Genomic DNA, 14,730 nt, shown 5'->3' with positions numbered 1-14,730 from the left:
GAGGCAAGCTGATGTTTGCAAAGTTCCAGCAGAAGTATTTGTCAGTCATTCAACGCAGCGTACAAGATGCTTATGTAGGAGGAAGTGCTGCAGAAATGTCCTACTATACCTTACTCGCCTTAATCCCTTTGCTCATCTTACTAGCAAATGTGATTCCGATTATTCCCATGGATACTGGTCAGGTGATCCAACTGATTACGGATTTCTTGCCTGACCAGGTGGCGCCTTTTATTATTCCGGTCCTCAAGCAATACCTGGGCAATGTAAATATGGGTGTAATTTCTCTGTCATCGATTGCCATTATTTGGTCGGGATCGACAGGTTTTACGAGTTTGCAGCGGGTGCTTAAACGGGTCTATGGGATCGGCCACAAAAATAATATGATCTTTACCCGACTGATTTCCTTCTTTCTGGCTTTTGCCTTGGTCTTAGTGGTGGCTGTCTTTAGCCTCCTCTATATGTTTGGCGAAGCTTTCTTCCAACTCCTGGAGGCCCATATCAGCCTACCTGAGCAATTAGTCCAGATCATTAGTGGCTTGCTCTCGGTCCAGGATCTCTGGTTGGTGCTGGCCCTCTTCTTATTCAATAGCTACCTCTACCAAGTGGTCCCTATGCCCGGCTGGCATATTAAGTATTCGTTGATTGGGGCCTCGGTATCGACTTTGATGATGTATTTGATCAGTACTTTATTTAGCTATTATGTGGATTATTTTGTCGGCCAATCCTTGACCTCCTCGACCATTGGCGTTTTTGTGGTTTTGATGATCTATATCTACCTCTTCTGTATATCGATTGTATCAGGGGCTCTGATCAATGTTCTCTACTACCGCTTTGACCACCTCTCCGATTATTTAAGAGAGCAGCCAGCCTATATTAATCGCCGGTCAAGCACTTGGGAGGCGGCCGAAGAGAAAGAGATCGCATATGGCAACCTCAAACGAATGGACGCGCCGATTCGTTTCGAAGATAATTATTTTAGTGAAGTTGGTGATGAATAATGGATATGAAACGAAGCAAGTACCAGCGAGTCAAAAATCTAACCCAGACCCGCTATGATTTTCCTTTGCTTTTAACTCTTTTGGCCCTCATGCTTTATTCTATGATTACGGTCTTTTCGACGACCTACCTCCAGTATGAGGAGGCCTCCCTCCTACCGACCCTGATGCATGGGGCTTGGTTCTTGGTCGGTTTGGTCTTGGTTTACCTGATGATGCAATTGGACCGGAAGACCCTCTTCCGTTTAGCGCCCCTGGCTTATTTCTTTGGCCTCTTCCTCCTTATCTTGGTCTTGATCTTCTATGACCGCGGGCTGGCCCAGGCGAGTGGGGCCAGATCTTGGTTTTCAATTGGGGGATTGACCTTCCAGCCTTCCGAATTGATGAAACTCTTCTACATTATAATGATGGGACGCTTGGTGGATGATTACACCCGGGATTGTAACCGGATCGGCTATGATGAGATGGCAGTCCGGGACCAGGTAGGCTTAGACTGGCGCTTTCTTTTAAAACTCTTTGCTTGGTCCCTGCCGCCTATGCTCTTAGTGGTCTTGCAGAATGACTTCGGGACCATGCTCGTCTTTATGATGATTTTAGTTGGAATTATTTTTGTATCCGGGATTTCTTGGCACATTATCTTGCCAACTTTCCTGGTGATTACGCTTCTCTTCTTGATCTTACTCTTTTTAGTGGTTTACGATAGGGACCTGCTCTTGAATTTAGGCTTCCAGGATTACCAATTCTCCCGGATTGATTCCTGGCTCGCGCCCTTTGAGAATACGGCATCTGAATCCTACCAGCTCAGTCAGTCGATCAAGGCTGTGGGATCAGGGAAGATGTTCGGTAAGGGCCTAGGTAATTTTGAAGTCTATGTACCGGTACGAGAATCTGATATGATCTTTTCTTCTATTGCTGAGAACTTTGGCTTTATTGGTAGTTCACTCTTAATCCTGCTCTACTTTATCTTGATCTATTGCATGATCTCCGCTGCCTTTAAGACCAATGATAGCTTTTATGTGGCCATGGTAGCAGGGATTGTCACCCTCTTCGCCTTCCACATTATCGAAAATATCGGGATGACGATAGGGCTCTTACCGCTGACGGGGATTCCCTTACCCTTCATATCCCAGGGGGGATCGGCCCTGATTACCAATATGATGTGTGTGGGCCTAGTTGCCTCGATTCGCTACAATGAACGTCAAACAGAGAAAGACCACCAGCAGAATCTTGTTATTCGGCTGGCACGCAAATTAACAAAGGAGGCTAATCTTGAACGTTTTAGATTTATACGGACTGAAGAAGTGTAGCACCTGCCAAAAAGTCAGCAAGCAATTAGAAGCAGCTGGCTACGATATTAATTGGATCGATATCCGCCAGACGCCACCCCAAGCCGAACTCATCCGAGCGGCGGTCGACCAAGTCTGGCCCGATGTCAAAAAACTCTTTAACAGCTCGGGCCAAGCCTACCGCCAGTCGGGGCTTAAAGATAAGATTCCTGATATGTCTAAGGAAGATATCGTGATGACCCTGGCCAAAGATGGGATGTTAATCAAGCGCCCCTTCTTAACTGACGGGGACCATGTTTCAGCGGGTAGCCGCGAGCAAGCTCTCGCTCAATGGTTGGACCAGTAAATAAAATGATAGAACCAGGAAAGAAAAGCCTCCCAGTCAAGTTTGATGTGTGAACTGACTGGGAGGCTTTTTGTTGTTGTTTGTCTAGTCTTGGCAAAGCTGCTGGCGGGCTGTTTGAGCTTCTTCTATGATTTGGTCGATAATTTCTTGAACGGGGCGGATATCATGGATGGCGCCAGCACTTTCCCCAGCCATGGGACTGGCCTGGTCGAATTCATCGTCACTTAGCGCCTTCTGATAGGATTGCTTGAGGGCTGCTTGGATGTTGGCGGGGTCTTGGCCCTTGAATTCTGCCGCTAGGATATCTTCTAGGAAGGGCGTTTTGAGGCTGCGGACAGCTTGTGCCCAGCTTTGCCCCGTGACAATCGTGCCCTGGTCGTCAGCCGCTAGAATAGCAGCCTTATAAGCATCTGGTATGGGACATTCCACAGAGGCTAGGAAGCGCGTCCCCATTTGGATGCCGCATGCACCCAGGGCCTGGGCCGCAAGAAGGCTGGCCCCAGTCGCAAAGCCTCCCGCTGCGATGAGAGGGACTTGGGTCACTTGGCGGACCGCTTGAAGCAAGGGCAGAGTCGAGCTCTGTCCGATATGACCACCGGCTTCTCGGCCTTCAACGATGAGAGCATCGACGCCCAGCTTGCCCATTTTTTGAGCATGCTTAACCGAGGCAATGACGGGAACAATCCGGGTCCCTGAAGCGCGCAAGTCTTTCGCAAAGGCCTTGGGTGTCCCTGCTCCTGTTGTGACGACCGCAATATCCTCTTGGTAGAGGATGGGAAGGAGGTCCGAAATATTATCCTGCTGGAGCATGAGATTGACACCGAAGGGCCGGTTGGTCTGCTGGCGGATTTCATCCAAGGAAGCCTTTAGCTCATCTGCCGATAGACCGTAACTGGATAAGATACCGAGGCCACCCGCTTGGCTCACGGCTGCCACTAATTGAGGCTTGGAAATGCGCGCCATAGCCCCTTGAACAATCGGATATTGGACACCTATTTCTTGAAAAAATGTCATGCAATCACCTTCCTAATATAAAGATTCAAAGAGAGCCGCAGCTCCCATGCCTCCGCCGATACACATGGAGACAAGGCCGTAGCGGGATTCAGGCTGTCTCGCCATTTCGTTTAATAATTTACAGCTGAGAACGGCCCCTGTTGCTCCGTTGGCGTGCCCCAGGGCGATAGCCCCGCCATTGGGGTTAACCTTATCGATATCTAAATCGAGGGCCTTGATCACGGCCAGGGTTTGGGCTGCAAAGGCTTCGTTGAGTTCGATGAGGTCGACTTGGTCCAAGCTAATCTGTTGGCGGGTGAGTAATTTTTGGATGGCTGGGACGGGGCCGATGCCCATGACAGCGGGGTCAACGCCAGCTACCTGGTAGCCCTTAAAGATCGCCAGGGGTTTGAGCTGGAGCTGGTCTAGCATTGATTTTGAAACAAGGGCTAAAAAGCTGGCGCCATCGGAAATCTGGGAGGAGGAGGCAGCGGTGACGGTCCCCCCTCGTTTGAAAATTGGCTTGAGCCGGCTGACCTGGTCCAGATTGGTATCGGGACGGATGCCATCGTCAGCTTGAACTAGCTGACTCTGACGGGCCTGGGCAGTATGGGCTTTGACGGGAATGATTTCTGCGTCAAATTTGCCAGCAGCTTGGGCACGGTGGGCCTTGTGGTGGCTGTCGACAGAGAATTGGTCTTGGTCCTCACGGCTAATCTGATAGTCCTCTGCGACACGTTCAGCTGTCAAACCCATCCAATCGCTCAGATGGCAGCCTTGACTTTCTAGGGCATAGTTATTGTGGGCTTCTAGACTCGCGTAGGGGGTGGTGGATTGGAATTCTAGACCCCCCGCGATAATCAAGTCTGCCTGGCCGGCCTGGATAGCTTGGCTGGCATGGGCCAGAGCCTGCAGGGAAGAGGCGCAGAAGCGGTTAATAGTTTCGGCGGGAACTTCATAGGGAAGGCCCGCGCCTAGGCCAAGCTTACGGGCAATGTTTCCCCCTTGGCGGTTTTCTGGCATGGAGCAGCCAACGATCAGGTCATCGATTAGCTGGGGATCGAAGTGGGGGCCTAATTTCTGGATCAAGCCTTGGAGCACCTGGGCAGCGATGTCCTCTGCCGGATCATAGGCAAATTGACCAGTGGGCTTGCCCTTGACCACAGCTGACCGGGCAAAGGCGACAATATAAGCTTCAGACATAGTTTCCTCCTTCTAATTACGCAAGATGGTCTTGTGCTTGACAAAGTGTTGGATGCGGTCCTGGGTCTTTTGGCTAGTTAAAAGCTGGCTAAAGACGGTCTTTTCGACTTCTAATAAGTCCTCGCGGGAGACTTGGATCCCCATAGCAAGCTCTCCACCAGCTAAGACCTGACCAATGGCATCGGCTAGGTACTTGTCATGGTCACTAATAAAGAGACCTTGGCGCCAATTCTGGGTGGTCCCCATGACCAGGGCCATGAATTCCTTGCCCAAAACAGGATAAGATTGTGGAAATTGAGGGCGGAAGCTCTGGTAGCGGCCCTGGTAAGTGAGCCAGTCGATAGCGGCTTCGAGGAGATAGTCTTCGTTGGGCACAATAACGTCTTCCTCAGTGAGATAGCCCAGCTCTTGGGCTTCTTTAGCGTGAGCCGAAATCTTTCCATAGGCGACCGTTTCGAAACAAGCGAGCAGGCGGTTTTTGCGCTCCATCCGGGTCATAGCTGCTGTATAAATGCGTTCCGCCAGCTCGACCAGGCCTCCTGCTCCAGGAATGAGGCCTAAGTTGGCTTCAGGCAGGCCCATCTTAACTTGGGGGCTGGCAAAAATCCGGCTGGCGTGGAGGGCAAGCTCGGCTCCCCCACCCAGGCAGTAGCCCCGGCAGGCTACAGCGATCGGCTTCTGATTATATTTCATCCGCTGTATAATGCGATGGCCGAGATCAAAAGAAATCTGGCAATCTTCAACCACACGGTCTTGGGCAATACTGGCTTCAAAGGCCTTGATATCATAGCCTCGAGAAAAATGCTCCTGGGGACTGTAAATAACCAGCCCAATAGCCGGTGAGTCTTCCAGGCGGTCCAGGGCTTGGTCCAAGCCCCTTAACAAATCTAAATTAATGACGCTGTTCTTGGCTTCGAGGCTAAAGACCAAAGTCTGATTGGGCCCCGGGTAGAGCCTATAATCCGCCCCCTGGTCGAGGATCAGGTCTTTATCATAAGCTGCCAAGGACTGGTGGCGGGCCAGGCAGTGGCTATCGGGATAGAAGGGGCCTTGGAAGTTTTCCAGCCAGCCCGGTAGGCTGACCTGGCGCTTGGCTAGGAGGTCCTTCACCTGGTCGAAGCCGATCAAGTCCCAGATCTGGAAGGGGCCGTATGTCCATTGGTAACCCCAAACCATGGCCCGGTCAATATCCCGGTAGTCCTGGCAGGCGATACCTACATTTTGAGCGGCAAAGGCGAGCAGGTTGACCAGGCTCTGGGCCATAAATTGGCCATAGGGGTCTTCAGCATCTAGGATAGCTTGGAAACGATCCCTAGTGTCTAGCTGGTCTAAGTTATCCATAATGTCAAAGCGGGGGAAGCTGGTCGCTTCGTAGGCTTGCTTTTGGAAGTTATAGTGATAGCGTTTGCCCTGGTCTTTTTTGTAGTAGCCTTGGCCGACCTTGTCCCCATAGTAGCTAGCTTCTAGGAGGGGAAGATGGGCTGAGCGGGAAGGGAAGTAGTCCTGGCAGGTCGGATCCTCCTGGTAGTTGGCCAGGGCCTGTTCGAAGAGGTCCAAGCCTGTATAGTCGACGAGCCGGTAGGGCCCCATCTTGGTCCGACCCAGGTACTTGCCGGACAGGGCGTCGGTCTGACTAGGCAGCCAGTTTTCAGCTTCCGCCCGGTACATGATGTCATAGTTGCTGTAATAGGCGATCCGGTTGGCAACAAAACCGGTGACATCCTGGGCGATAATATATTTTTTGCCCACCCGATTGCTGAGCCACTGGCAGAGCTTTTGCAGCCTGTCTTCGGGAAAAACGGGATGGGGAACGACTTCCACTAGGGGATTGCTGGTCACCGGGGCGAAGAAATGGAGGCCGAGAAAGCGCTCTTGGGCACTGGTATCCAAGTCATTTGCTAAGGCCTGGATGGATAGACTGGAGGTATTGCTAGCTAAGATCACTTGAGGCCCTAAAATTTGACTTAGGTCTGCGAATAGGTCCTTTTTTGCTCCTAGGTCTTCAATAATGGATTCGATCACTAGGCCGCTGACTTGTCCTTCTTGGCGGTAGTCTTGATAGCTGATGACGCTGAGAGCTCCGCTAGCTTTCTTATGATGGATTAATTTTTGGCAGGCGGTCTGGATCTGGGCCATGTCTTCATCGCTAGCCCTGCCATACTTGACCAGGCAGACTGCTAGGCCGGCATTAGCGAAGGCAGCAGCAATTTGCTTACCCATAAAGCCGCTACCGATAATAGTGATTTTATTCTTCATTTTCTCTACTCCTTATCCATGATTTGAGGGAGGCTTTTTTAACTTTGCCCCCGATCGATTCGTCTAAGTGGGGCTTAAAATATATGCGTTTAGGGCATTCGAAGCCGGCCAGCTGGTCGTGGCAAAAGCTAATCAAGCGCTTCTCATCGGCTGGGCTGAGTGTGTCGGAAGCAACCACCGCCGTGACGGCTTCACCCCAATGCGAATCAGGCATTCCCAGCACGGCAGCTTGTTTGATCTCAGGATGGCGGAGGAGGATGGTCTCTACTCGGGCAGAGGAGACGTTTTCGCCGCCCGTCTTAATTACATCCTTCTTCCGGTCGACCATGATGGCTCGGTCAGCTGCTTCTAGCTTTAGCAGGTCACCGGAACGGAACCAGTCATCCTGGATAGCTTCTTCTGTATCTTTGGGATTGCGATAGTATCCTGAAAAGGCGGCTGGTGACCGGTAGGCGACTTCGCCAGTCATCGTTTGGTCTGGGCTGACAAGTTTTTGTTGGAGGCGGGCATCGGCCGTCCCGATCACATTCTCGCCTGGATGGTCGGCTAAGAGGGCTTCATTGCCTGCATGGTAGAGCCTAAAGCCGGCAAGAACTTCGGTCTGGGAGAAAGAATTGATGACTTGGACTCGTGGCGAGCAGTGGGCTTGGATCTTTTGATAAAGTTCGGGCTCTAAGTGAGAATAGGCGTAGAGCAGACAGCTAAGGCTGGTCAGGTCTAGGTCTTCTCGGTCAGCTGCTGCAAAGACTGCTTCCATGATATCAATCCGCCCCGTCCAGAGCGCCGTGGCCTGGCTCTGAGCCAGGACTTGGGCCATTTCCTGAGCGTTTTGCCGACGTCCGAAAATTAAAGTGCCGCCATAGAGCATGGCGGAAATAGCCAGGGTGAGATCGGCACAGTGGTAGATGAGTGGGAGAAAGGAAGCCACGCGGTAGTGGTGGATTTGGTCCACGCCCCGGCTCATGTGCATGCCGTAGATAGAGGCCGCATGGTAGCTGTAATGGTGGCTGATCATGACGCCCTTGGGCCAGGAGGTCGTTCCCGAAGTAAAGAGGATCTCCCAAATGTCATCGCCATGGAGGGGATAGCGGTCCGGTTGCTGGCTGGGCTGGTCGGCTAAATAAGCATTAAAGTCCTGGTAGGAAGCGGCGACTTGTCCACCAATTGGAATGGCGAGCTTAACTTGGAAGCTGTGGCCCGCTAATAGGCTGTCGAATTTGGGGATAAATTCGGCATCGATGACGAGGACAGAAGGCTGGGTCAGGTCAATCACATGGGCCATGACATCCTCTGAGAAATTGGGATTAGCGGGTACCGAGACCATGCCAGCTTTGGCTGTTCCAAACTTAGCAATTAGGGCCTCAGTTGAATTTTCGCAGATAAAGAGGATACGACTGGCTCGTTCGAGGGCAAGCTGGTCGAGCCTCTGGGCAAATTGGTTAGCCTTGCTATTATAAGTCCCATAGTTCAAGACTTGGTGGTCGGGTAGACTGTAAGCGCCTGGTCCGCCGACGAGGGCGGTGTCATCAGGACGGTTATGGCCGAGATTTTCTAAGAGGTCGCCAACAAGTGTCCGATTGAAGGGGCTATCGTTACGGCGGTTATATAGAGATTCAACATCAATAGGCATTTCGCTTTTCCTTTCTATCAATCACTACTAGTCATTATAACTAAAAACTGGGGAAGTTAAAACGCTTTCCACTTCGTCAATTGATCTCTGAAGGCTAGAATTAATTTAGAATGGTTCAAGTCAATGACGAGTCAGAGAGTCTTTTGGTTCACATATTTGAAAAGTATTATCAAATAGACTAGAATAAGAAGAGACTAACGATTGTTTTATAAGGAGGGCATTATGTCGACATTAGAAATTAAAGACTTACATGTTTCAGTAGAAGAGAATGAAATTTTAAAAGGGGTTAACTTAACCATCAATACGGGGGAAGTCCATGCCATCATGGGGCCTAACGGGACAGGGAAATCTACCCTATCTGCTGCCATCATGGGCCACCCAGCCTTTGAAGTGACCTCAGGTGAAATCTTATTAGACGGCGAAAATATCCTGGAAATGGAAACGGACGAGCGGGCTCTAGCTGGTTTATTCTTAGCCATGCAATATCCTTCTGAAATTCCTGGGATTACCAATGCGGAATTTATGCGCGCAGCGATCAATGCCAGACGGCCAGAAGACGATAAAATTTCCGTCATGGACTTTATTAAAAAGCTTGATGACAAGATGGAAGTTTTAGAAATGCCTGAAGAAATGGCAGAACGTTACCTCAATGAAGGCTTCTCAGGCGGGGAAAAGAAACGTAATGAAATCTTACAGATGCTGATGATTGAACCAACCTTTGCTATCTTAGATGAGATTGATTCTGGACTAGATATTGATGCCTTACAGGTTGTCGCCAATGGGGTGAACTCCATGCGTGGTGATAAGTTTGGCTCGCTCATCATTACCCACTACCAACGTCTCTTAGACTATATCGTGCCTGACTATGTCCACGTGATGATGGACGGCCGGGTAGTCAAATCTGGTGATGCTGAGCTGGCTAAAAAACTAGAAGCTGAAGGCTACAAGGGCCTTGCACAAGAGCTTAACATCGAATTGGATGAAGACTAGCTGATAAGGGAGGATTCTATGTCAGAACAAATGAGCCAGAAAGACTGGCAAGCCATACAAGCCTTCTCCCAAGCTAAAAAGGAACCTGCATTTTTACTTGCCTTGAGAGAGAAAGCTTTTCAAAATATTGATCACTTAGACTTACCCGATACCCCTAAGATGGATGTCAAACGCTGGCCTCTATATGGAGCCAAGATCCAGGGGGAAGGGACCACAGACTTTGAATTGGATGAGCGCTACCAACACAAGGGACAAGAAGCCCTCATGAACCAATTCGGCGACCAGACCCTGAGCTTGGACCTGAGCCAGAACTTGAAGGACCAAGGGGTTATCTTGATGGATATCTTCGAAGCCATGCAAGCTTACCCAGACTTCTTCAAGGACTACTATATGACCAAGGCCGCTAAACCAGGCGACAACAAGATTACCGCCTACCATACGGCCTATATGAATAGTGGGATTTTCCTCTATGTCCCTGAAAATGTGCAGGTCGAAGAACCGATTGTTGTCAACGCCTTCCAAGATGCCAGCCAAGACTTGGCCTATAACCACCATGTCTTGATTGTGGCAGAAGCCCATGCCAAGTTCAGCTTTGTGGAACGCTTCCAAACGCATGGCGACCAAGCCAATTCTGCTAATATCTTAACCGAAATCATTGCAGCTGACCATGCAGAAGTCCACTATGCTGCCTTGGACGAACTCGGCGAAAATACGACGGGCTTTATTACCCGCCGCGGTCACTGTGGCCCTGAAGCGCGGATTGATTGGGCCGTCGGTATGCTTAACGATGGCAATGTGGTCGCTGACTACAATGCTGAATTGATCGGAGATGGCTCGGTCAGCTATGTGAATGTGGTCGGCATCTCGGATGGCAAGCAAACGCAAGGGGTCAACTCCCGAGTTTCCAACTATGGCCGTCACAGTGTCGGTCATATCTACCAAAAAGGGGTCATCCTCGACCGCTCACGCTTGGCCTTTAATGGGATTGGCCACATCTACCGTGGGGCAGTAGGCGCTGATGCCCAACAAGAAGAACGGATCCTGATGTTCTCTGACCGGGCGCGGGGCGATGTCAACCCTATCCTATTGATCGACGAAAATGATGTGACGGCAGGCCACGCCGCTTCCATGGGCCGGGTCGACCAGGAAGAACTCTACTATCTGATGAGTCGGGGAATTTCCGGCAAAGAAGCCCAACGCTTAGTAATTCGTGGCTTCTTAGGTAGTGTGATTGTAGCGATTCCTTTACAAGAAATGCGTGAAGAATTAATTGAAATTATAGATAAGAAGTTGATGGCTATTGACAATGACTAATATTTACCGGGATTTCCCCATTCTCAAGCAAAAAGTGAATGATGAAGACCTGGTCTACTTGGATAATGCAGCAACCACTCAGAAACCTCAGGCAGTAATTGATGCCCTAGAAGCTTATTATCTCCACGACAATGCCAATATCCACCGCGGAGTCCATAGCCTAGCCAACCGGGCAACCGAGGCCTATGAAAGAACCCGCGACAAGGTGCAAGCCTTTATCAATGCCGGCCAAAGAGAAGAAATCATCTTCACCAAGGGCACGACCCAGGGCATCAACTGGATTGCCCGCAGCTTTGCGGATGCCGTGCTTGAGCCTGGCGATGAAATCTTAATATCACCGATAGAGCACCATTCCAACCTCATCCCTTGGCAAGAGGCAGCTAAGCGTAACCAGGCTAAGTTACGCTATCTGGAGATGAACCAGGAGGGGATCTGGACAGCCGAAGATCTGAAGGAAGCGATAAGCGATCGAACTAAGATCCTGGCTATCTCCCACGTCTCCAATGTGCTCGGTTCTGCCCAAGATATCCAAGCCCTGGCTCAAGTCATCCATGATAACCAAGGCTATATCGTAGTGGACGGGGCCCAGGGAGCGGCCCACTTACCCGTTGATGTCCAGGCCCTGGACTGCGACTTCTATTGCTTCAGTGCCCACAAAGTCTATGGGCCGACCGGGGTGGGTATCCTCTATGGCAAGCGCGAGCTTCTCGAAGACATGGAACCCTTGGAGTACGGGGGCGAGATGATTACCCTGGTCCAACGTGAATCAAGCAGCTGGGCAGAGCTGCCTTATAAATTCGAAGGCGGGACGCAAAATATAGCTGGTGTAGTTGCCTTTTCGGCGGCTCTCGATTGGATTGAGAGCGTCGGTGGGATGGCGGCCATTGCCGACCATGAAAAAGAACTTACCCGCTATGCCATGGCTGCCCTAGCTGACTATGAGGCGGTGGCTATATACGGCTCTGCTAATCCAGACCACCACCACGGTGTGATTAGCTTCAACCTGGCAGGGGTCCACCCCCATGATCTGGCAACTGGTCTTGACCAACTAGGCGTTGCTGTCCGGGCCGGACACCACTGCGCCCAGGTCTTGATGCGGGAACTCTGCCAAGGGGCAACTGCCCGGGCGAGTTTCGCTTACTATAATACGAAAGCTGATGTTGACCGCTTAGTCAGCGCCTTAAAAGAAGTGGAGGAATTTTTCACCGATGGCTTTATCTAAAATGGAAAATCTATACCGCGCTGTCATCGTGGACCACTACCAAAATCCCCACCACCATGGGGCTTTGGACCAGGCCACTCAGACGATTGAAATGCTCAATCCAACTTGCGGTGATGTCATTTTCTTAGACTTGAAGATCGAAGATGACAAGATCACAGACCTCGCCTTCCATGGCCAAGGTTGTGCTATCTCTACGGCAAGTACTAGTATGATGACGGACTTAATTAAGGGCAAGACTGTGGAAGAAGCCCTTAGCTTAGCTCATAATTTTAATGAAATGATTACCTTGCCTGAATTGGATGAGGATACTGACTACCATGACCAACTCGGCGAAGCTTCCCTCCTATCTGGAGTCCGCAAGTTTCCGGCCCGGGTCAAGTGTGCCAGTTTAGGTTGGCAGGCCCTCCAAGAAGGTATTCATAGTGACGAAGAAACAGTTGAAGAAGATGTAGAAGAGGGGGAAGACGAATAAATGAGTGAACTTCCAGTAATTGATGATTATAAATATGGTTTTCACGACGATGTGGATTCCAAAGTTGAAATTGGGATTGATACCGGCCTAACTGAGGAAGTCATCCGTGAAATATCCGCCCAAAAAGAGGAACCTGAGTGGATGTTAGACTTCCGACTCAAGAGCCTTAAACGCTTTCAAAACAGTCACATTCCGGACTGGAACCCAGATATCTCCGACTTAAATTTAAATGACATTACCCTGTATAAGAAGAAGTCAGATACGAATTCCAGAACTTGGGATGATGTCCCTGATAAGATTAAAGAAACTTTTGAACGGATTGGGATCCCCCAAGCTGAACGGGATAGCTTAGCCGGTGTCGTGGCCCAGTATGAATCTGAAGCCGTTTACCACAACACCAAGGCAATTTATGAAGACCAAGGGGTTATTTTCACCGATACCGATACGGCCTTGAAAGAATATCCCGAACTCTTCAAAAAATACTTCGCTACTTTAGTGCCACCATCGGATAACTTCCAAGCGGCCCTCAACTCCAGTGTCTGGTCAGGGGGGACCTTTATCTATGTGCCTAAGGGTGTTAAGGTCGACATCCCGCTCCAGACCTACTTCCGGATGAATGACGAAAGCATGGGGCAGTTTGAACGGACTCTGATCATTGTCGACGAAGGGGCCTCAGTGGAATACATCGAAGGTTGTACGGCCCCAACTTATTCGGCCAACAGCCTGCACGCTGCGATTGTTGAGATCTTCGTTGAAGAGGGGGGTTACTGCCGCTACTCCACCATCCAAAACTGGTCGGACAATGTTTACAACCTGGTTACCAAACGGTCCAAGGTTGGTAAAAATGCGACCATGGAATGGGTAGACGGCAACCTCGGCGCCAAGCTTACCCAAAAATATCCATCCTGCTACTTGGATGGCGAAGGGGCCCGGGGAACCATGTTGTCTGTCGCCTTTGCGAATTCAGGCCAGCACCAACATACTGGGGCCAAGATGATCCACAATGCCCCTCATACCTCATCTTCTATTATCTCCAAGTCGATCGCCAAGGGGTCAGGAATCACCGACTACCTAGGGGATGTGAAATTTGGTAAAAATTCAAAGGGCTCTAAGTCCCACATTGAATGCGATACTATCCTGATCGACAAGGACTCCAAGTCAGATACTATTCCGATGAACGAGATCCATAACTCCCAAGTTGACTTGGAACACGAGGCCAAGGTCTCCAAGATTTCAGAAGAACAGCTCTATTATCTCATGAGCCGGGGCCTCACCGAAGGCCAAGCGACTGAGATGATTATCATGGGCTTTGTAGAACCCTTCTCCAAGGAACTCCCACTGGAATATGCGGTTGAATTGAACCGTCTGATTTCTTATGAAATGGAAGGGTCTGTAGGCTAGAAGATGATAGGAGGTTGATGGCCAGGCCTTTCTTAGCTCTGTCATCGTTAATCTCTTCAAATCTTGCCCCTAGGAAAAATTTGTGTGGTAATTTTTATAAAATAGCTAGAGACGTCCAGTGTCGTCGTGGTGGTCCATCCATCAGATGACGCTGGGCGTCTTTTTATTTAGCTGGAAATTTATAGAGTGCTTGGAGATACAAAAGAGAGTATGACAAAAGTCGATCAGGCCTGAAGCACTGGAGCAAACTAAGAGAAAACGTTTACTAACGATTTCTCATAGTTCGTGAAGTGGATGTCAGGCCTGACTTTTGGAGTAGTTTTTTGAAAAATGTTTGTTATTTAAAAGGAGGCTGGAACTTTTGTCCCAGCCTCTAGAAGTAGAGATTTAGTCTGTGGATAGAATATCCATTGCCTATCGTCTCCTTTGCTACAATAACTATAAAGGGAAGTAAGTTTAGCCCCCTTAGTCACAAGGTGAAAAAAGTTTGATTAACTAACTATGGAAAGATATGTAAATAATCTGAAACAGATACTTTTTCATAAGCTACTGTATACTAAATGAATCAAGCATACTAGAAAAAGCTCTGCATGTATGATAGCCAATATCTTCCCGAAAGGCT

At 49.7% G+C, this 14,730-nt stretch carries 12 protein-coding genes; 8 read left to right on the top strand and 4 right to left on the bottom strand.

Features of this window, described 5'->3' with window-relative positions; all coding sequences use genetic code 11:
* Window positions 1-11: 11 nt before the first annotated feature.
* Genes QP860_RS00895 through QP860_RS00885 form a run of 3 tightly spaced genes read left to right on the top strand, consistent with a single transcriptional unit; the run spans window position 12 to window position 2,627 of the window.
* On the top strand, window positions 12-998 hold the full coding sequence (locus QP860_RS00895) for a YihY/virulence factor BrkB family protein (RefSeq protein ID WP_284912042.1): 987 nt from the start codon (window positions 12-14) through the stop codon (window positions 996-998).
* Between the two features lie 5 nt (window positions 999-1,003).
* On the top strand, window positions 1,004-2,302 hold the full coding sequence (locus QP860_RS00890) for an FtsW/RodA/SpoVE family cell cycle protein (RefSeq protein WP_070620434.1): 1,299 nt from the start codon (window positions 1,004-1,006) through the stop codon (window positions 2,300-2,302).
* Complete coding sequence (locus QP860_RS00885; protein ID WP_070620376.1) at window positions 2,265-2,627, top strand: ArsC/Spx/MgsR family protein; 363 nt, start codon at window positions 2,265-2,267, stop codon at window positions 2,625-2,627. Before QP860_RS00890 ends, QP860_RS00885 begins: the two co-directional genes overlap by 38 nt.
* Before the next feature lie 84 nt (window positions 2,628-2,711).
* Here QP860_RS00885 and QP860_RS00880 read toward each other — a convergent pair whose 3' ends face one another.
* The 4 genes from QP860_RS00880 to QP860_RS00865 are packed head-to-tail and all read right to left on the bottom strand — an operon-like array spanning window position 2,712 to window position 8,709.
* Window positions 2,712-3,641, bottom strand: coding sequence for an NAD(P)H-dependent flavin oxidoreductase (locus QP860_RS00880; protein WP_070620379.1), 930 nt, complete (start codon window positions 3,639-3,641; stop codon window positions 2,712-2,714).
* A 12-nt stretch (window positions 3,642-3,653) separates the two neighbouring features.
* Window positions 3,654-4,823, bottom strand: coding sequence for a thiolase family protein (locus tag QP860_RS00875; RefSeq protein ID WP_284912041.1), 1,170 nt, complete (start codon window positions 4,821-4,823; stop codon window positions 3,654-3,656).
* A gap of 12 nt (window positions 4,824-4,835) precedes the next feature.
* Window positions 4,836-7,079 (bottom strand): 3-hydroxyacyl-CoA dehydrogenase/enoyl-CoA hydratase family protein, encoded by a 2,244-nt coding sequence (locus QP860_RS00870; RefSeq protein ID WP_070620385.1) that lies wholly within the window; start codon window positions 7,077-7,079, stop codon window positions 4,836-4,838.
* The gene (locus QP860_RS00865) at window positions 7,069-8,709 is read right to left on the bottom strand and encodes a class I adenylate-forming enzyme family protein (RefSeq protein ID WP_070620388.1); all 1,641 of its coding nucleotides are present in this window, start codon (window positions 8,707-8,709) and stop codon (window positions 7,069-7,071) included. The genes QP860_RS00870 and QP860_RS00865 overlap by 11 nt, the downstream gene beginning before the upstream one ends.
* 222 nt (window positions 8,710-8,931) lie before the next feature.
* On the opposite strand from QP860_RS00865, the gene sufC reads away from it, so the two are divergent.
* Genes sufC through sufB form a run of 5 tightly spaced genes read left to right on the top strand, consistent with a single transcriptional unit; the run spans window position 8,932 to window position 14,108 of the window.
* Complete coding sequence (gene sufC / locus QP860_RS00860) at window positions 8,932-9,699, top strand: Fe-S cluster assembly ATPase SufC (protein WP_070620391.1); 768 nt, start codon at window positions 8,932-8,934, stop codon at window positions 9,697-9,699.
* Window positions 9,700-9,717: 18 nt separating this feature from the next.
* Window positions 9,718-11,013 carry a Fe-S cluster assembly protein SufD gene (sufD, locus tag QP860_RS00855; protein WP_246818951.1) on the top strand — a complete coding sequence of 432 codons (1,296 nt, stop codon included), beginning with the start codon at window positions 9,718-9,720 and terminating at the stop codon, window positions 11,011-11,013.
* On the top strand, window positions 11,006-12,235 hold the full coding sequence (locus tag QP860_RS00850; RefSeq protein ID WP_070620394.1) for an aminotransferase class V-fold PLP-dependent enzyme: 1,230 nt from the start codon (window positions 11,006-11,008) through the stop codon (window positions 12,233-12,235). Before sufD ends, QP860_RS00850 begins: the two co-directional genes overlap by 8 nt.
* A complete protein-coding gene (gene sufU, locus QP860_RS00845) occupies window positions 12,222-12,707 on the top strand; it encodes a Fe-S cluster assembly sulfur transfer protein SufU (RefSeq protein WP_284912040.1) in 486 nt (161 codons plus the stop codon). Before QP860_RS00850 ends, sufU begins: the two co-directional genes overlap by 14 nt.
* Entirely contained in the window at window positions 12,708-14,108 is a 1,401-nt protein-coding gene (sufB, locus tag QP860_RS00840) for a Fe-S cluster assembly protein SufB (protein WP_070620402.1), read from the top strand.
* The last annotated feature ends 622 nt before the right edge of the window (window positions 14,109-14,730 follow it).

Source organism: Aerococcus sp. UMB1112A (assembly GCF_030230715.1).
Taxonomy (GTDB): Bacteria; Bacillota; Bacilli; order Lactobacillales; family Aerococcaceae; genus Aerococcus.
The sequence above is the reverse complement of the archived record's forward strand: the minus strand, read 5'-3'. Positions and strand labels throughout refer to the sequence as shown.